At 68.4% G+C, this 17,622-nt stretch carries 18 protein-coding genes and 1 riboswitch; of the genes, 13 read left to right on the forward strand and 5 right to left on the reverse strand.

The window, feature by feature from the left end:
• The first annotated feature begins 54 nt into the window (after positions 1 to 54).
• Positions 55 to 147: riboswitch (SAM riboswitch) on the forward strand.
• A 25-nt stretch (positions 148 to 172) separates the two neighbouring features.
• From RHCRD62_RS26735 to RHCRD62_RS14665, 9 genes are read left to right on the forward strand one after another with little or no spacing between them, the layout of a single operon-like run.
• Complete coding sequence (locus RHCRD62_RS26735) at positions 173 to 373, forward strand: putative leader peptide (protein ID WP_367379649.1); 201 nt, start codon at positions 173 to 175, stop codon at positions 371 to 373.
• Positions 289 to 1,929, forward strand: coding sequence for an ABC transporter substrate-binding protein (locus RHCRD62_RS14630; protein ID WP_050065460.1), 1,641 nt, complete (start codon positions 289 to 291; stop codon positions 1,927 to 1,929). Before RHCRD62_RS26735 ends, RHCRD62_RS14630 begins: the two co-directional genes overlap by 85 nt.
• Before the next feature lie 3 nt (positions 1,930 to 1,932).
• Positions 1,933 to 2,931, forward strand: a complete 999-nt coding sequence (locus RHCRD62_RS14635; RefSeq protein WP_050065461.1) for an ABC transporter permease — start codon at positions 1,933 to 1,935, stop codon at positions 2,929 to 2,931.
• Positions 2,924 to 3,823, forward strand: a complete 900-nt coding sequence (locus RHCRD62_RS14640; protein ID WP_050065462.1) for an ABC transporter permease — start codon at positions 2,924 to 2,926, stop codon at positions 3,821 to 3,823. Before RHCRD62_RS14635 ends, RHCRD62_RS14640 begins: the two co-directional genes overlap by 8 nt.
• Positions 3,820 to 5,457, forward strand: coding sequence for a dipeptide ABC transporter ATP-binding protein (locus tag RHCRD62_RS14645; protein ID WP_050065463.1), 1,638 nt, complete (start codon positions 3,820 to 3,822; stop codon positions 5,455 to 5,457). Before RHCRD62_RS14640 ends, RHCRD62_RS14645 begins: the two co-directional genes overlap by 4 nt.
• On the forward strand, positions 5,447 to 6,550 hold the full coding sequence (locus RHCRD62_RS14650; protein ID WP_050065464.1) for an LLM class flavin-dependent oxidoreductase: 1,104 nt from the start codon (positions 5,447 to 5,449) through the stop codon (positions 6,548 to 6,550). Before RHCRD62_RS14645 ends, RHCRD62_RS14650 begins: the two co-directional genes overlap by 11 nt.
• 14 nt (positions 6,551 to 6,564) lie before the next feature.
• Positions 6,565 to 7,953 (forward strand): NtaA/DmoA family FMN-dependent monooxygenase, encoded by a 1,389-nt coding sequence (locus RHCRD62_RS14655; protein ID WP_050065465.1) that lies wholly within the window; start codon positions 6,565 to 6,567, stop codon positions 7,951 to 7,953.
• Positions 7,950 to 8,717: a DUF1684 domain-containing protein gene (locus RHCRD62_RS14660; protein ID WP_050065466.1), complete on the forward strand. Its 768-nt coding sequence runs from the start codon at positions 7,950 to 7,952 to the stop codon at positions 8,715 to 8,717. The genes RHCRD62_RS14655 and RHCRD62_RS14660 overlap by 4 nt, the downstream gene beginning before the upstream one ends.
• On the forward strand, positions 8,714 to 9,910 hold the full coding sequence (locus RHCRD62_RS14665; RefSeq protein ID WP_253277326.1) for an LLM class flavin-dependent oxidoreductase: 1,197 nt from the start codon (positions 8,714 to 8,716) through the stop codon (positions 9,908 to 9,910). The genes RHCRD62_RS14660 and RHCRD62_RS14665 overlap by 4 nt, the downstream gene beginning before the upstream one ends.
• A gap of 97 nt (positions 9,911 to 10,007) precedes the next feature.
• On the opposite strand, the gene RHCRD62_RS14670 is transcribed toward RHCRD62_RS14665, so the two are convergent.
• Positions 10,008 to 10,481, reverse strand: coding sequence for a VOC family protein (locus tag RHCRD62_RS14670; protein WP_050065467.1), 474 nt, complete (start codon positions 10,479 to 10,481; stop codon positions 10,008 to 10,010).
• 99 nt (positions 10,482 to 10,580) lie between these two features.
• Entirely contained in the window at positions 10,581 to 11,072 is a 492-nt protein-coding gene (locus RHCRD62_RS14675) for a C40 family peptidase (protein ID WP_084734313.1), read from the reverse strand.
• A gap of 198 nt (positions 11,073 to 11,270) precedes the next feature.
• Between RHCRD62_RS14675 and RHCRD62_RS14680 the strand changes: the two genes are divergently transcribed.
• Both RHCRD62_RS14680 and fgd read left to right on the forward strand, forming a co-directional pair.
• Positions 11,271 to 11,612, forward strand: a complete 342-nt coding sequence (locus tag RHCRD62_RS14680) for a YidH family protein (protein WP_050065468.1) — start codon at positions 11,271 to 11,273, stop codon at positions 11,610 to 11,612.
• A gap of 111 nt (positions 11,613 to 11,723) precedes the next feature.
• Positions 11,724 to 12,737: a glucose-6-phosphate dehydrogenase (coenzyme-F420) gene (gene fgd / locus RHCRD62_RS14685; RefSeq protein WP_050065469.1), complete on the forward strand. Its 1,014-nt coding sequence runs from the start codon at positions 11,724 to 11,726 to the stop codon at positions 12,735 to 12,737.
• Positions 12,738 to 12,799: 62 nt separating this feature from the next.
• On the opposite strand, the gene RHCRD62_RS14690 is transcribed toward fgd, so the two are convergent.
• From RHCRD62_RS14690 to RHCRD62_RS14700, 3 genes are read right to left on the reverse strand one after another with little or no spacing between them, the layout of a single operon-like run.
• A complete protein-coding gene (locus RHCRD62_RS14690) occupies positions 12,800 to 13,738 on the reverse strand; it encodes a tyrosine-protein phosphatase (protein WP_050065470.1) in 939 nt (312 codons plus the stop codon).
• Between the two features lie 33 nt (positions 13,739 to 13,771).
• Entirely contained in the window at positions 13,772 to 14,935 is a 1,164-nt protein-coding gene (locus RHCRD62_RS14695) for an Rv3169 family protein (RefSeq protein ID WP_050065471.1), read from the reverse strand.
• Complete coding sequence (locus tag RHCRD62_RS14700) at positions 14,932 to 16,149, reverse strand: phosphotransferase family protein (protein ID WP_050065819.1); 1,218 nt, start codon at positions 16,147 to 16,149, stop codon at positions 14,932 to 14,934. The genes RHCRD62_RS14695 and RHCRD62_RS14700 overlap by 4 nt, the downstream gene beginning before the upstream one ends.
• Positions 16,150 to 16,344: 195 nt before the next feature.
• Here RHCRD62_RS14700 and RHCRD62_RS14705 point away from each other — a divergent pair, with 195 nt between their 5' ends.
• Together RHCRD62_RS14705 and RHCRD62_RS14710 are read left to right on the forward strand one after the other, a co-directional pair.
• Positions 16,345 to 16,992, forward strand: coding sequence for a TetR/AcrR family transcriptional regulator (locus RHCRD62_RS14705; RefSeq protein ID WP_050065472.1), 648 nt, complete (start codon positions 16,345 to 16,347; stop codon positions 16,990 to 16,992).
• A gap of 17 nt (positions 16,993 to 17,009) precedes the next feature.
• Positions 17,010 to 17,612, forward strand: a complete 603-nt coding sequence (locus tag RHCRD62_RS14710; RefSeq protein WP_050065473.1) for a suppressor of fused domain protein — start codon at positions 17,010 to 17,012, stop codon at positions 17,610 to 17,612.
• Positions 17,613 to 17,622 lie beyond the last annotated feature (10 nt).

Here is a 17,622-nt window from a genome sequence, read left to right on the forward strand (position 1 = left end):
ATCGTGATGACGCAAAGGGTTCGCCCCGTACGCCGTGATCGCTAGCGTGTGAAACGACCATCCAGAGCGACCGAGAGACCCGGCTCGACGACGTCGCAGCAACCCCCTGTGGGCAGGTGAGGGTGCTACTGCCGGGAACGATGGAGGAAGTGGCGTGATCGGTGAGGGCCTGGTGACCGCATGGTCGCGGCTGCACATCGACCTGTGCCGGGTCTCGGCGGACTTCTGTCACTTGTCGACCGCTCTGGGTTCGAACAGCCTTCCCCTTCCTCAGATCATGGAGCCTCGGTGTCCTTCTCGTTCACTTCCTCGGCTGCGCGGCGACGCGCAGCGCTCGCAGTCGTCGCATCGGCTGCCCTCACCGCCGGACTGACAGCGTGCGGGTCGGCCGACACGACCGACTCGTCGGCCGGTGCCGGTACCCCGCAGGCGGGCGGGACCCTGCGCTACGGACTGTCGGGCGCGCCGACGTGCGCGGACCCCGCCCAGTCCGGTTCGAACCAGACCATCTATGTGGCGCGGCAGGTTGTGGACTCGCTCACCGACCAGGACCCCGAGACCGGTGCGCTGACGCCGTGGCTCGCCGAGAGCTGGGAGGTCAGCGGTGATGCGACGTCCTTCACCTTCCACCTGCGTGACGGGGTGACGTTCAGCGACGGGACGCCGTTCACCGCGGACTCGGTGAAGAAGAACTTCGACGCGATTCTCGGCACTCTGACGCCGGCGAAGGCGGCGCTGGCCGCGAGCTACCTGGCGGGATACAAGGGCGCCACGGTCGTCGACCCGCAGACCGTGCATATCGACTTCGCGGCACCGAATTCCCAGTTCCTGCAGGGCACGTCGACGGTGCAACTCGGGTTCCTGTCCGACAAGGACGTCGCGAAGTCCGCCGAGCAGCGCTGCGGGGGCGACCTGTCCGGGACCGGGCCGTTCGTGTACGAGAGCTACGTCCAGGACAAGTCCGCGACCCTCGCCAAGCGCACCGGATACGCGTGGGGCTCCGCCGTGTTCGCGCACGACGGCGAGGCATACCTCGACAAGATCGAGTTCACCATCGTTCCCGAGTCGGGCGTGCGCAGCGGTTCGCTCGCGTCGGGTCAGCTCGACGCCGTCTCCGACGCCCTGCCGCAGGACGCGCCGCAGATCGAGGGCGCGGGCGGACGCATCCTCACGGCCTCGAACCCGGGTGTGCCCTTCGGTTTCCAACCGAACGTGACCCGTGGTGTCCTCGCCGACCCGGTGGTGCGGTCCGCGATCGTGCCCGCGATCAACCGGCAGGAACTCGTCGACACGGTCCTCGGACCCGACTTCACGCCCGCGACGAGCACGCTCGCGTCCCGCACTCCCGACTACGTCGCGCTGTCCGACGTCACCTTCGATCCGGATGCCGCGAAGAAGATCCTCGACGACGCGGGCTGGGTGCCCGGTCCGGACGGTGTTCGTGCCAAGGGGGGTCGACCGCTCAGCTTCTCGGTCACCTTCAGTTCGGTGTTCGCCGGTAACCAGGCGATCCTCGAACTTGTCCAGCAGCAGCTGCGAGCCGTCGGCATCGATCTGAAGCTCGAACTCGTCTCGACCGCGGAGCAGACCGCTCGGCAGGGAACCAAGGACTACGACTCCACCTACTACAACGTCACCCGCGCCGACGGCGACATCCTGCGGACCAGCTTCGGTCTCGAAGGACGGAACCTCAACGCCCGCGGCCCGATTCCCGAGCTGGACGAGGTGCTGGCGGCACAGCTGCGGACGACCGATCCGCAGGAACGCGGCGAGCTGATCGAGCGGGCCCAGCAGCTGATCCTCGACAACGGACTGTGGCTGCCCACCGTCGAGTTGTCCCAGGCCATCGGCGCCGCCGGTACCGTGCAGGACCTGAAGTTCGAGGCATCGGCGCGGCTGCAGTTCTTCGACGCCTGGCTCAGCGAGTAACCGATGACTCGCTACCTCGGATCTCGTGTCCTGCAGGCGATCGGAGTGCTGTGGGCGGCGTTCACGGTGTCTTTCGTGGTGCTGTACCTGCTGCCGTCGGATCCGGTGAGCATGGCGGTGGATTCCGCCGCCACCAGTGGCGCCGCGATCGACGCGGACGCGGTCGCAGCGTTGCAGGCCCGGTACGGACTGGATCAGCCAGTGCTGGTGCAGTACTGGAATGCGCTGACGGCCGCGATCCGGGGCGACTTCGGCATCTCCATCGCGACGGGGCAACCGGTGACGGAGGCGATCACCGCGGCGCTGCCGAGCACCCTGGCCCTGGCCTCGTTCGCTCTTGTCCTCGCGGTCGTGTTCGGTACGGCGGTCGCGTTCCTCGCCACCTACACGCGGATCGGGTGGCTGCGTAACGCGCTGTTCTCGCTTCCGCCGCTCGGTGTCGCCGTCCCGACATTCTGGGTGGGTCTGATCCTGCTGCAGATCTTCTCGTTCCGGCTCAAGCTGTTCCCCGCTTTCGGGGAGGGTGGGTTCGATCACCTGCTGCTGCCCGCGATCACCCTCGCGCTTCCGATCGGCGCGGTCATCGCGCAGGTGCTCGCCACCAGTCTGCAGTCGACATTGCGACAGCCGTTCGTCGAGTCCGCGCGAGCGAAGGGTGCGTCCCGATGGCGAATCCAGACACGGCACGCGTTGCGGCTCTCCAGTATTCCGGCTTTCACCATCGCCGGTGTTCTGGTGGGCACCCTCCTCGCCGGGTCGGTGGTCGTGGAGACGGTGTTCTCGCGGGCGGGTCTCGGCCGGCTGACCCAGACGTCGGTCATGGCCCAGGACATTCCGGTGGTGCAGGGCGTTGTCGTGTTCAGCTCGCTGGTGTTCGTGCTCGTCAACCTCGCGGTCGACCTGCTGTACCCGTTCATCGATCCACGGATCGTCGGCGCCGGTCGCCGCACCGGTGCTCCGGCGACCGTCCCCGCGAAGGATGAGGTGAAAGTACATGTCTGACACATTGGTCCGGGAAGACGTTGCCGTCACGGTCCAGTCCGCAACGACTGCTCCGCGCGGCGGTACCCCCACTGTTCGTGCACTCTTCGCGGCCGTCCGCCGCAACTGGGCGATCGCACTGTCCGCGGCGGTCCTGGTCGTTGCCGTCGGATTCGCGTTGTTCCCGTCGTTCTTCGCGTCCGGCGACCCGCTGCAGGGCGTCCCGGCCGACAAGTTGCAGGGTCCGAGCGTCACGCACTGGTTCGGTACCGACAACATCGGGCGCGACGTCTATACCCGTGTCGTGCACGGCGCCGCGCTCTCGCTCACCGCAACGCTGCTCGCGGTCGGGATCGCCTTGGTGGTCGGCTCACTCGTCGGCCTCCTGTCGGGTGCGGTCGGAGGTACGGTCGACGCGGTGCTCATGCGCATCGTCGACGTGCTGCTGTCGATTCCGGCGCTGCTGCTCTCGCTCGCGTTGGTGACGGCGCTCGGATTCGGGACGCTCAATGTCGCGATCGCGGTCGGCATCGGGCTCGTTGCCAACTTCGCCCGTGTCATGCGCTCGGAGGTGCTGCGGGTCCGGCGGGCATCGTACGTGGAGGCGGCGTTCGCGTCCGGCGTCCGCTGGCACACCGTCCTGGGCAGGCATGTCCTGCGCAACGCCTACGCCCCCGTGGTCGCCTTGGCGGCAGTCGAATTCGGCATGGCCGTGCTGGCGGTGTCGTCACTGAGTTTCCTCGGATTCGGTGCCGTCCCACCGACGCCGGAGTGGGGATCGCTGATCTCGGAGGGTCGCAACTACCTGGCCACCGCGTGGTGGATGACGACGCTGCCCGGCCTCGTCATCGTCGCCGTCGTTCTCGCCGCGCACCGTATCGGCCACGCCATCGACCATCGGAGCCAGAGATGACCCCGTACCTGTCCGCCCCGACCCCCGCACCCACCGGGCCGTTGCTCGCCGTCGACGGACTCCGTGTCGCCTATGGCAGCCACGACGACCCGGTGCACGCCGTCGACGGTGTCGGATTCACGGTCTCCCGCGGCGAGGTCGTTGCCGTGGTCGGCGAATCCGGTTCCGGCAAGTCGACCACCGCGCACGCCGTTCTCGGGCTGCTCTCCGGGACCGGCCGGGTCACCGGCGGCACCGTCACCTTCGACGGCGTGCGCCTCGACACACTGCCGGAGCGAGCCTACGAGAGGCTGCGCGGCGCCCGCATCGGCCTGGTCCCACAGGATCCGACGACCTCGCTGAACCCGGTGATCCGGATCGGTGACCAGGTCGCCGAGGTCCTGCGGATCCACGGCCTGGCGGACCGCCGGACCGCGAAGATCGAGGCTCTGCGCATTCTCGGTGAGGCTGGTCTCGACGATCCGGAACTGCGGGCCAGGCAGTATCCGCAGGACCTGTCGGGCGGCCAGCGTCAGCGGGTGCTCATCGGGATCGCGTTGGCGTGCAATCCGGATCTGGTCATCGCCGACGAACCGACCAGCGCACTCGACGTCACCGTGCAGCGGCGCATCCTCGACCATCTGCAGGCGCGGATCGCCGAGACCGGCACCGCCGTCCTGTTCATCACCCACGACCTCGGGGTGGCCGCGGACCGCTCCGACCGCATCGTCGTCATGCAGAACGGGCGGGTCGTTGAAACCGGTCCCACCGGACAGGTTCTGGGTGATCCGCGGCACGAGTACACGCGGGCGCTGCTCGCGGCGGCGCCCAGCCTGGCGGACACGCCCGTCCGGCCCGTGTACAAAGCGGCCGGTGAGCCGCTCCTCACGGTGTCGAACGTGTCGAAGACGTTCCGCGTCGACCGCCGCACCTCGCTCGACGCGGTGAAGGGCGTCTCCCTCGAGGTCTCCCGTGGGCGGACGCTGTCGCTGGTCGGCGAGTCCGGGTCGGGGAAGTCAACGACCGCGCGGATCGCGATCCGGCTGGAGAACGCGACGTCGGGCACGGTGCTGTTCGACGGACGGGACATCACCGGGCTGCGCGGTGGGGAACTGCGGGCGTTGCGGCGTCGGGCGCAGATCGTGCACCAGAACCCCTACGCGTCACTGAATCCGAAACTGAAGATCCGCGAGATCATCGCCGAGCCGCTCGCGGCGTTCGACATCGGGACCCGGACCGAAAGGGCGCGGCGGGTCCAGGAACTCCTCGATCAGGTGGCGCTGTCCGCGACGCACCTCGACCGTAAACCCGCCGATCTGTCCGGCGGCCAACGGCAGCGGGTCGCGATCGCGCGGGCGCTGGCTCTGCAGCCCGAACTGCTCGTCCTCGACGAACCCGTCTCCGCGCTCGACGTGTCCGTGCAGGCGCAGATTCTGAACCTGCTCGGGGACCTGCAGACCGACCTGGGCCTCGGCTACCTGTTCATCTCCCACGACCTGGCGGTGGTTCGGCAGGTCAGCGACGACGTCGCCGTGATGCGTTCCGGCGAGATCGTCGAATTCGGAACCACCACAGACATTTTCGACCACCCCCAGCACGAGTACACGAGGTCGCTGCTCGACGCGATCCCGGGAAAGGCAACACATGTCCGATAACCCAGAACTTCTGGTCGGCATCGAATTCGCAGGCACCGGCGCGCACCCCGCTTCGTGGCGGCGCGACGACTCGCGCGCCGAGGAGATCTTCACCGGCGGATACTGGGCCGACCTCGTCGGCGCCGCGGACCGAGCGGGTGCAGACCTGGCCTTCCTGCCCGACACCTTCGGCGAGACTGCCGCGCAGGGCGCCGTCCGCGGCAGGCTCGAAGCGGTCGGCGTCGCGGCCCGACTGTCCGCCGTCACCTCGCGGATCGGATTGATCCCCACGGCGACCGTCACGCACACCGAGCCGTTCCACGTGGCCAAGGCGATCCAATCCCTCGACCACACCACCCGCGGCCGGGCGGGATGGCAGGTTGCGGTCTCCGGCGGGCTGGAACAGGCAGAGCTGTTCGGTCGCAAGGCCGCCCAGGACGAGGCGTCGTTGTGGTCCGAGGCCGACGAGGCCACCGAGGTGGCCCAGCGACTGTGGGACAGCTGGGACGACGACGCGGAGATCCGCGACGTCGCGACGGGCCGGTTCGTCGACCGGGAGAAGTTGCACTACATCGACTTCGCCGGCGAGCACTTCTCCGTCAAGGGACCGTCCATCACGCCGCGGTCGCCGCAGGGCAGGCCTCCGATCGCGGTGTCGGTGGACGGTGAGCGGTCGCTCGCCTTCGCGGCGGCCCGTGCGGACGTCGTGCGGATCTCCGCGCCGGACGTGCGCGCCGCGGCGGCCCTCGCCGACGAGGTGCGAACCAGGGCAGGTGAGCGGCGACCGGCGGTATTGCTCGACGTCGACGTGCTCCTCGCGTCCGAGAACGCCGTCGCGGCGGTGGACCTGGCCCGGCTGGACGAGTGGTCGGGGTCCGAGTACCGGTCGAATTCGGTGCTGCACCACGGGGACCCGGAGAGCCTGGTGAATCTCCTGACAGAACTTCGCGGCATCGACGGCGTCGTGCTGCGGCCTCTCGCGCTCGCGTCGACGTTGGAACTGCTCACCACCCGAGTGATCCCCGCGCTTCGGCCCGCTCCGCGTCCCGCCACCACCGTTCGCGACCTGCTCGGGCTGACGCGTCCGCGCAGCCGCTACGCCACCACTCACTGAAGGGATCGATCACGATGCCACGCACCACTGTCCGCAAGCAGGTGCACCTCGCGGCCCACTTCCCCGGAGTCAACAACACGACCGTGTGGGCCGACCCGGAATCGAGGAGCCAGGTCGACTTCGACTCGTTCCTGCACCTGGCCCGCACCGCGGAACGGGGACTGTTCGACTTCTTCTTCCTCGCCGAGGGTCTGCGCCTGCGCGAACACCGGGGCCGCATCCACGACCTCGACGTCGTCGGCAGGCCCGACACGCTGACCGTGCTCGAGGCGCTCGCGGGTGCGACCACGCACCTGGGTCTGGCGGGCACCATCAACACGACGTTCAACGAGCCGTACGAACTGGCCAAGCAGTTCGCGACCCTCGATCACCTGTCCGGTGGCCGTGCGGCGTGGAACATGGTGACGTCGTCGGACGCATTCACCGGCGAGAACTTCCGCCGCGGAGGCTATCTCGACCACTCGCAGCGCTACGTGCGCGCAAACGAGCTCATCGACGCCACCCGGCAGTTGTGGGACAGCTGGCGTCCCGGCGCTCCCGTCGTCGACCGCGCCAACGGCGTCTTCGCAGCCGACGGCGACATCGCCCCGTTCGACATCCACACCACCCAGTTCGACATCCGCGGACGCTTCGAGGTCCCGCGCAGCCCGCAGGGACATCCGATCCTGTTGCAGGCCGGCGACTCCGACGAGGGCCGCGAGTTCGGAGCCGCCAAGGCAGATGCCATCTTCACGGGGCACGGCACCCTCGAAGCCGGTCGCGAGTTCTACGCCGACGTCAAGGGCCGACTCGCGAAGTACGGACGCGGCCACGACGAACTCAAGATCCTGCCCGCCGCCACCTTCGTGCTCGGGGACAGCCCGGAGGATGCCGACGAACGGGCCCGGCACATCCGGCTGCAGCAGGTCGGCCCGCAGACCGCGATCGCGTTCCTCGAACAGGTCTGGGGTCGGGCCCTGTCCGGCTACGACCCGGACGGGCCCCTGCCCGACATCGAGCCGGAGGACAACGTCGACATCACCCGTGGGCGTGTCCGACATGCGAAGGACCCCCGCGCCGTCGCGCTGGCGTGGCGGGAGAAGGCCGAGGCCGAGAACCTCAGCATCCGTGAGCTGATCATCGAGGTCACCGCCCGCCAGCAGTTCGTCGGGACGGCGCAGCAGGTCGCCGACGAGATCGACACCTATGTGCAGACCGATGCCAGCGACGGCTTCATCCTCGTTCCCCATCTGACGCCCGCCGGACTCGACGAGTTCGTCGACACCGTCGTGCCGCTGCTGCAGGAGAAGGGCAGCTTTCGCACGGCCTACGAGGCCACCACGCTCCGCGGCCATCTCGGACTCGGCGCACCCCGTCCCGCCCACGAATCGCACACCGCAACCGAAGGAGTCCGCGCCTCATGACCGCAACCGACACATTCCAGACCGAGTGGCAGGACTGGCGCACGGCGCGCGAGGCGGCGCTGGCGGATCCACACGGATGGCTGAGCCTGACCGCACTGCACTGGCTGGACGAGCAGCCGATCGGTCTCGACGAGGTCCCCGGGCTGTGGCACGTCGACGGTGACGCCGTGGTGCACAGCGGCACTCACGCCGCCAGGACGCTCACACCGGTCGAGGGGGCGCCGGGCGAGCGCATCGAACTCGCGGATCGCATCGCCGAAGTCATCCGCCGCACGGGACGGTTCGCAGTTCGAATCCACGACCCGAAGGCGCCCGCACTCGCCGCGTTCACCGGGATTCCCGCCTACGACGCGGATCCGGCGTGGGTGCTGGCGGGCCGGTTCGACGCGTTCCCTGACAGCCGCACCGTGACCACCGGCGCCGTCGTCGACGGACTCGAACACCACCACAACGCCGTCGGCACGGTGACATTCGAGTGGGACGGCAGCGAGCACACCCTCGTCGCGTTCGGGGACGGCAGCGGCCCAACACGGGTGCTGTTCACCGACGCGACCAGTGGCGTCACCACCTATCCCGCAGCCCGCATCCTGCACCTCGCGGCGCCCGCCGCCGACGGCACGGTCGTCCTCGACTTCACCCGCGCCGAGAACCTGCCCTGCGCGTTCACCGACGCCGCGACCTGCCCGATCGCACCGGCTGACAACCGCCTGCCGTTCGCCGTCGAGGCGGGCGAGCGCAATCCCCGTCAGGAGGTCACCGCATGACCCGCGCTCCTCTGTCTGCGCCAGAAGGGACCCGCGTTCCGCTGTCCGGGCGGGATGGGACACGCGTTCCGCTGTCCGTGCTCGACCTGTCGCCGATCAGTGAAGGCAGTACCCCCGCGGAGGCACTGCGCAACACCATCGACCTCGCCCGCCATGCGGAGCAGTGGGGCTATCGCCGCTACTGGGTGGCCGAGCACCACTTCGTCGGCGTCGCCTCGTCGTCGCCCGCGGTGCTGATCGGGGCGATCGCCTCCGCCACCGAGAGCATCCGCGTCGGCGCAGCCGCGGTGCAGTTGGGCCACCACACCGCGGCCGCAGTCGTCGAAGCGTTCGGCACCCTTGACGCCCTGCATCCCGGTCGCATCGACCTCGGGCTGGGACGGTCCGGGCAGCGCCGCGCCGAGGCCCTCGCCGCAGGACGATCCGGCCCTGCAACCGAGCCGCGGCGCGAGACGGTCGTCCGCGACGGGCTGGTGATTCCGCCGCCCTTCTCGGTGGGCGCGCTGCTCTCGTCGTCGCGGCTCGCGGCGGGGCTCGGCGTCCTGCAGCAGCCCGGTGCACAGGCACCGGACTTCACGCAGCAGGTCGACGACATCCTCGCCCTGATCGACGGCACATACCGCGCGCCGGACGGCGTCGACCTGCACGCCGTGCCCGGTGAGGCTGCGCGGCTGCAGACGTGGATCTTCGGGTCGAGTGCCGGGCCGTCCGCCGAACTCGCGGGCAGGCTCGGGTTGCCCTTCGGGGCGAACTACCACGTCAGCCCCGGCACCACGGTCGACGCGGTCGAGGCGTACCGCGCCGCGTTCCGTCCGTCCGCCGTCCTCGCCGAGCCGTACATCGTGGTGTCCGCGGATGCCGTCGTCGCCGAAACCGACGGGGAAGCACAGGAACTCGCATCCACGTACGGGCACTGGACGTACAGCATCCGGTCCGGGGAGGGCGCAGTTCCCTACCCGGACCCGGCGAACACCGCACCGCTCACCGACAGCGAACTCGGCCTCGTCGAGGACCGTCTGGTGACGCAGTTCGTCGGAGCACCCGGCACGGTTGCGGATCGGCTTGCGTCGTTGCAGCGCGTCACCGGTGCCGACGAAATCGTCGTCACGTCCGTGACCCACGGTCACCGGGACCGGCTGCGGTCGTACGAACTGCTGGCCGAGGAATGGGGACGCGGGCTGCGCGCCGCCTGACCGTGCCCGAGGTTCCCTGATGTCACATCGGGGGTCGTCGTCGTGTGAGCGAATGCGACATCAGGGAACCTCGACTGCGGGGTGTCCGCCGCACCGGTCAGCCGGCGTAGGCCTCCTTCAATGCGTTGATGTCGAGCTTGCGCATCTGCAGCATCGCCTGCACCGCGCGCTGGGCGCCCGCGGGGTCGGGGCCGCCGAGCACCGACTGCAGTTCGCGCGGCACGATCTGCCACGACAGCCCGAACTTGTCCTTGAGCCACCCGCACTGCGACTCCTCGCCGCCGTCTGCGGTGAGCGCGGCCCAGTACTCGTCGACCTCTGCCTGATCCGTGCAGTCGACCTGGAACGAGATCGCCTCGGTGAACGCGAACTCCGGACCACCGTTGAGAGCGGTGAACGTCTGACCGTTCAGGGTGAACTCGACCGTCATCGCGGTGCCCGCGGGCTTCGGCATGCCCTCGCCGTACCGGCTGATCTCGCCGATCGACGAGTCCTTGAAGACGGACGTGTAGAACTGCGCGGCCTCCTCGGCCTGGGTGTCGAACCACAGGCAGGGTGTGAACTTCTGCATGGTGCCAATCCTCTCGGGGACGGAAGCGGGTGTCACCTGTACAGACCAGGCTGAGCGGCGAAACTCATCGCGTCCACCGGGGCAGAGGAACGGTCGGCCTCAGAAGCGGCGGATCTGATTGATCGGCGGCAGGTCCGACAGCGCCGTCAGCCCGATGGGCACGCCCGCGCCGTACGCGTTGAACACCTGCCCGAAGCCGGCGTAGATCCCGACGTGGTCGTTCGCGGCGCGGAAGGTGATGATGTCCCCGGGTGCCAACGCCGCGAGCGGAATCGGTGTCCCCGCCCACGCCTGGTCCTGGCTCACGCGAGGTAGTTGGACACCGGCCTGTCGGAAAGCCCACTGCACCAGGCCGGAGCAGTCCCAGGCGTTCGGGCCCGTCCCGCCCCACAGGTACGGCTTCCCGGTCTGGGTGGTCGCGGCGGCCAACGCCGTCAATCCGGCCGGGGACGAGATGGGCAGCGGAATGGCGGCGCTGCCCATGCTCACCGAACCGGTCGAACTGCCGGCGCTGCCGACGGCGAAGGCAGGCGCGGCGGGCAACGTGACGACGCAGACGGTCGCCGCGCCCGCGACGAGGGCGCGTTTCAGGCGTCGTTTGGTCGTGATGATCGAATTCGTGGTGGTCACGGGGTCGCCTCCCGGGAGAGTTCGGTGTCGGTGACGGCAAGGACTGCACTCGGTACATCACGAAGAGACGAAGTTGTGTTACACATCACAGCATGTTCCTGATGGTTTCGTGACCCTGGATCGCAGGGGTTGCCCGGATGGTGATGTGAGGATGGGGCAGTGTCCGACGCCGACAGCCGTCCCGACGAGCGCTTCACGCTCGCGAGCGAACGCACTTTCCTCGCCTGGATTCGCACGTCCCTCGGGTTCCTGGCAGGCGGAATTGCCATGGTCCACCTGGTGCCGGACTTCAGTACGGGGTGGGTGCGCACCATGCTCGGACTCGCACTCGTCCTGCTCGCCGTCTGTGCGCCGATCGCCGGGCTCCGACGCTGGATGCAGGTCAGGCGCGCACTCGAGACCGGTGCGTCCATGCCCCCGGAACGGGACCTCTGGATCTTCGGTGTCGCAGTCGCAGGGATCGCGGCCGTAGCGGCAGTCGCGGTCGTGCTCGGGGCCTGAGCCGACGCGGGCGACCCGCCGCTGTTCCCGGCGCCGGTCTGGTTTAGCGTCGCGGGACAGGTGTAAGGGCCGTCACCCACACCACTCACAGGCAGCACGACCGACCGGAGGATGACAGTGGCATTGAAGCTGGGGTACAAGGCGTCGGCGGAGCAGTTCGGTCCGCGTGAGTTGGTGGAGTTGGCGGTGTTGGCGGAGTCGCGGGGGATGGATTCGGCGACGGTGTCGGATCATTTTCAGCCGTGGCGGCACAACGGTGGTCATGCGCCGTTTTCGTTGGCGTGGATGACGGCGGTGGGGGAGCGGACGTCGACTCTGCAGTTGGGGACGAGTGTGTTGACGCCGACGTTTCGGTACAACCCGGCGGTGATTGCGCAGGCGTTCGCGACGATGGGGTGCCTGTATCCGGGGCGGGTGATGCTCGGGGTGGGGACGGGTGAGGCGCTCAACGAGATCGCGACGGGGTATTCGGGTGAGTGGCCGGAGTTCAAGGAGCGGTTTGCGCGGTTGCGGGAGTCGGTGCGGTTGATGCGGGAGTTGTGGACCGGTGACCGGGTGGATTTCGAGGGGGAGTTCTACAAGACGGTGGGGGCGTCGATCTATGACGTGCCGGAGGGTGGGATTCCGGTGTACATCGCGGCGGGTGGTCCGGTGGTGGCGCGGTATGCGGGTCGGGCGGGGGATGGGTTCATCTGTACTTCGGGTAAGGGTATGGATCTGTACACGGAGAAGTTGATGCCTGCGGTGGCGGAGGGTGCGGAGAAGGCGGGCCGTGATGTCGCGGGGATCGACANGATGATCGAGATCAAGATTTCGTATGACACGGATCCGGAGTTGGCGTTGGAGAATACGCGGTTCTGGGCGCCGTTGTCGTTGTCGCCGGAGCAGAAGCATTCGATCGAGGATCCGATCGAGATGGAGGCGGCGGCGGATGCGTTGCCGATCGAGCAGGTGGCGAAGCGGTGGATTGTGGCGTCGGATCCGGATGATGCGGTGGAGCAGGTGAAGGCGTATGTGGATGCTGGGTTGAATCATTTGGTGTTTCATGCGCCGGGTCATGATCAGCGGCGTTTTCTGGAGTTGTTCGAGCGGGATTTGGCGCCGCGGCTGCGCGCACTCGCCTGACAGGGACCTGGCCCCAGATCCGCAGAGGGATGAGATCCGGGGCCAGGAGTCGGGAGTGCTTGTCAGGCAAGCAGTTTGGCCTTCAGCTTCGCGATCGTCGCCGTGTCGAGGCCGAGGCCCTCGGACAGGTACTTGTCGACCGTGCCGTAGTCCGCGGTGATCTGGTCGAGACCGGCCTGCAGGTAGCTGGCGTCGACACCGAGAATCGGGGTCAGGTTGGTCGCGGCCTGGGCGCCGAGCGCGCCGGTGATCTGCTGGAGGATCTTCTGGTTGGTTTCCTCGAGGTAGGTGTTGCTCAGCAGGTAGTCGTCCATGATGGTCTGCTGCGGCAGCCCTGCGAGCGACTGCAGAAGCATTGCCGTCCAACCGGTGCGGTCCTTACCGGAGGTGCAGTGGAACAGCTGGGCTCCATCGTTGTTCGCGATGTCGGTCAGGACCGTGGCGAACTGGGTCCGCTTGGCGGCATCGGTGACGAAGGACTTGTTGGTGTCCACCAGGAACTGGGCGGCCTGCTCCGGTGAGGTGATCGTCTGTGCCAGCTGGATCAGATTCGAGAACTCGATCGGCACGTTCTTGTACACCGCGTCGGCGGGGAGCTTGTCCTGACCGCCGATGAGCGGGTTGGTGATCTCGGACTGGCCGCGCATGTCGTACGCGTCGGCGACACCCAGGGCGGTGAGCGTGGCCAGGTCTGCATCGGACGTCTTGGTCGGTGCGTCGGACCGGTAGATCACGCCGCGATTGAGGCGGTGTCCGTTCGCGGTCTTGTAGCCGGCGCCGGTGTTGCCTGCGACGTCGCGGAAGTTGGCGACGGAGGCGAGGCGCGGAGTGTCGGCGAGGTTTTCGGGGCCGAGCGACTCCGTGCCGAGCGACCCGGTGTCGAGGGCGCCCAGCGGACCGAGGGGCCCGGTGTCGAGGGCGCCGGCCGCGGCAGGCGCGGACAGCAGCAGACCGCTCGCCAGCAGCACTGCGGTGAAGGTCTTCATGGTGTGAGTGGACATGGGGAACCTTTCTCTTGGTGGAGCTGTGGACGATCAGGGAGTGACGTCGGCGAGGCCGGTGAAGCCGTAGCGACGGTGCGGGCCGATGACGCCGATCTCGAACAGGCCTGCGCCGGTGTAGGTGTCGGAACCTTCGGACAGGGTGAAGCGGGCGAGGTTGTCGACGGGGCAGAGGATCTTCTTCCACGATTCGATCTCGGAGACCTTCTCGCGCAGACCCTGGACGACGAGGTCGCCCTGCCACATGCCGTGCCGCCAGTCCTGCTCGAGGCCGTACCCCGTGCCCACGCCCAGGTAGTGCGGCAGCACCGGTTCGCACGTGACGGTGACGATCTCGTCGGGGCCGCCGGGCTCGCCGGGGCGACGGAACCGCAGTGTCGATGTGGACACTTCGCGGGTGCCCGGGACGAAGCGCAGTTCGTGCTCGGGTCGGCCGAGCCACTGCGGCTGGCGAGTCCGGTCAGCCCACACGCGGGTGGCGTCCTCGACGATGCGCCTGCCCTCCGTGTCCTCCTGAATGACGGTGATCACGGAGAAGTCGTCGAATTGCATGATCGCGTAGATCCAGAAGAAGTTCTGTGTCCCCGCGATGGACGGATCCGCCCGTCGCCCAGGAGGTTCCGGTTCGCCGATGGGACGGACCCCCCACGACCGATCGCGGTTGCCGCGCCACCGGTCCGCGGTGACGTCGTGGACGACGTCGTTGACGGAGAGCGTCCCCTGCCACGACCCGGTCTGCACGAACCGCTGGGTGTCGAAGGTGACCCGCTCGAGTTGTCGGTGGAAGTGCCGGGCTTCGAGATTCGCCGGGACATCGGAGGTGAACGTCAGGTCGAAGGACAGATCGGGTGCCTGCGCGCTCGGGTCGAGCACGACCCGAAGACGGTGCAAGCCCTCGAGCACCTCGATTCGCAGCGGCCCGACGGACAGGTCCATCCGGTCCTCGCCGAGGGCACGCGATGCCCGGAAGACGATGTGGTCGTCGCCGCGGCGCAGCACCGCGAACCCGTCGCACACACCGAGGTTCGGGTACTGACCCAGGCCGACGATCAGGAACAGTGGTTCGGTGTCGCCGTCCACCCCGGGGTGGCAGTTGAAGTAGTAGCGGTCGTAGAAATTGCGGTCCGAGGTGCCGACGTGACGGATCGTCTCGGCGATCTGGTGGACGGGGTAGTCGTCGAGGGGGGAAAGGCTCACGGCTGCACTCCGATTCCCGGCCAGTACGTGCCGTCGAGCATCGCGGTCAACGTGGCGCGGTGCAGGATCATGTCGTCCGGGTCGGCCGGGGCGGGCGCCTGCCCGAACGCGATCGTCCGGGTCTGTACCCGGAACATCACGATCGCGTGCCGTAGGGCGGCGTACAGAGTGTGGAACTCGAGGTCCCGCGGGTGGTGGCCGGTGCGGTCGAAGTAGTGGGCGACGACGTCCGCCGGGCGCAGGAGGTCAGGTAGGCCGGGCAGGCCGGCGAGTGCGGCCAGATCGTCGAAGAAGCGGTGCAGATAGATCATCCAGCCGAGGTCGAGTTCGCGTGGACCGAGGGCGGCCATCTCCCAGTCGAGGACGGCGACGGGCTCGAACTCGCGGTACATGATGTTGCCGATCCGCGAGTCGCCCCAGCACAGCACCGCGGGCCCGGCGGGCTCCGGCATGTTCGTCTCGATCCAGTCGAGAGCCCGCTCGATCAGCGGCGAGCGTGGGCCGTCCGCGGTCGCCCAGCGGTAGTAGTCCCGCTGGTCCCGGATGTGCGCGCGAAGCGCGGCGGCAGCGGTCAGTGGAGCGTCGGGGTCGTGACCGGCGGGGCGCAGCAGCGCGAAGCGGTCATCCGGAGCGTCGATCGTGTGCAGGTCCGCGAGCACCTGGACCGAGGCGTCCTGCAGCCGGCGGCGGGCCTCGGGCGGCGCCTCGGAGAGCCATGAACCGAACGTGTAGGGCATGACGTCCGGCGGGACGTCGCCGTCGAGTCGCCCCATGACGAAGAACGCGCCGCCGAGCGGCTCGGGGGAGGTCTCGGACCAGTAGACGGCCGGGACAGGGACGGGCGAGTGCGCCGCAACCGTTCTCATCACCCGGTACTGCCGGTCCAGGTCGTAGGTGGGGAAGAGGGGGACCGCGGAGTCGGCGGGCGCGATCCGGGCGACGAGGCGGTGCTCGGCGCGGATGCCCGATTCCGTCCATTCGGCGTTGAAAAGGATTGTCTCGTTCGACATCCCGTTCGCCGCGGGGACCTCGACCGAGGTGACCTCGGGTGTGGCGTCGGCTGGGAGGACGGACTCGAGCCAGTCCCGTAGTCGGATGCGCAGGTGCTCCGGATCCTTTCGCGACTCGCCTGGGCGGGCGAGTTGGGCGAAGTCCGGGTCGGACAGTTGAGCCGAGTCCGGGTCGGATGGCGGGGCCGAGGTGTCGGGGGTCATGACCACTCCTGGTAGGTGGTGCGCGCTGTTCGTGGGGTTGCCGCTCTGCGACAAGGCCGATGTGGGGCAAAGCCGCTACAGACCGTGGGGCAAAGCCGCTACAGACCGTGGGGCAAAGCCGTTACAGACTGTAATGACTAGAACCGTGACAGAATGTAACGGCACCAACCGCACTGCGTACGAGGTTTTGCGAAAATGTCACACGAACAGGTGTCGAAACACCGACTCGGGCCACAGCGCGACCCGGCGATCGACACGGCGGTACTCGACGCCGCACGGCAACTGCTCGTCGAGCGGGGCTACCGCGGCACCTCCATCGACGCGATCGCGACCCGGGCGGGTGTCGGTCGTCCCGCGATCTACCGGCGGTGGCCGTCGAAGGCCCACATCGTCAACGATGCCGTCTACCCGGTGCTCGACACCGACCGTGACGCGGACATCGACGCCGAGCTCGGCACCAACGGGGTGATGCCCGACCAGGTCCGCGACCTGGTGTACGGGGCGATGGCACTGTTCTCGAATCCGGCGACCAGGGCGGCGGTTCCAGGTCTGATGGGCGAATTGCGCACGGACGACGCACTCCGCGACGTGCTCGTCGACCGCCAGTTGACCGGGGTCCGCGACGAACTGCGCAGGCGGCTCGACGCGGCCGTCGACGCCGGCGAGATCCGTCGCGGCGTCGACGCCGACGTGCTCCTCGACATCCTCGGCGGCGCAGCCATCTTCGCGTCGTGCATCCGTGAGGTGTCGGACATCGGGAACGTCGCCGCAGCTCTCACCGACATCGTCCTGAACGGCATCCTGCCGACCCCCGCAGGTGACGGGGCCGCCGAAGATTCGTGACGCTAGGCTTTCGTCACATGGAACCCACCGACGACGTCATCGAATCCGCCCGCCGCATCGGCATCGTGTTCGGGGCGATGCCGCAGGTGGTGCTGTACCGGGCAGCTGTCGACGAGGACGCCGACGGCGAGGAGCCGGACGAGGTGTCGATCGCGATCGGCGACGCGTGCCCGGGTCCCGGCTACGCCTCGTACGCGACCCTCGACCTGTCTCGCTACCCGACGAACGTCACCACCGATGACGGCCGACCCATCCGTACCGAACTCGTCACCGTCGGCCGCGCCGACCATCGGGCACTGGCCGACGTCCTCGCGCAGTGCGCGTTCGCACTTGCGTCCGGTTCGTTCCATGTCACCCCGAACGCGATCGTCCCCAACGCCGTGCACGAGGCCGACCCGGGGCGCACCACCAAGCACCTGCTGCTGGTCGTTCCGTTCATTTGGCCGGACCTGGAAATCCTCGTCGACCGAGAAGAGGACGTCACCACCTGGCTGCAGGCCGTGCCGATCACCGATGCCGAACTCGAATTCGCCTCCCGAGAGGGCCCCGACGCGCTGTTCTCGCGTCTCGAGGAGGCCGCGGCCGACGTGTCGGAGATCGATCGGCCGTCGGTGGTCTGACGCCTGCTCG

This window comes from Rhodococcus sp. RD6.2 (assembly GCF_001040705.1).
Taxonomy (GTDB): Bacteria; Actinomycetota; Actinomycetes; order Mycobacteriales; family Mycobacteriaceae; genus Rhodococcus_G.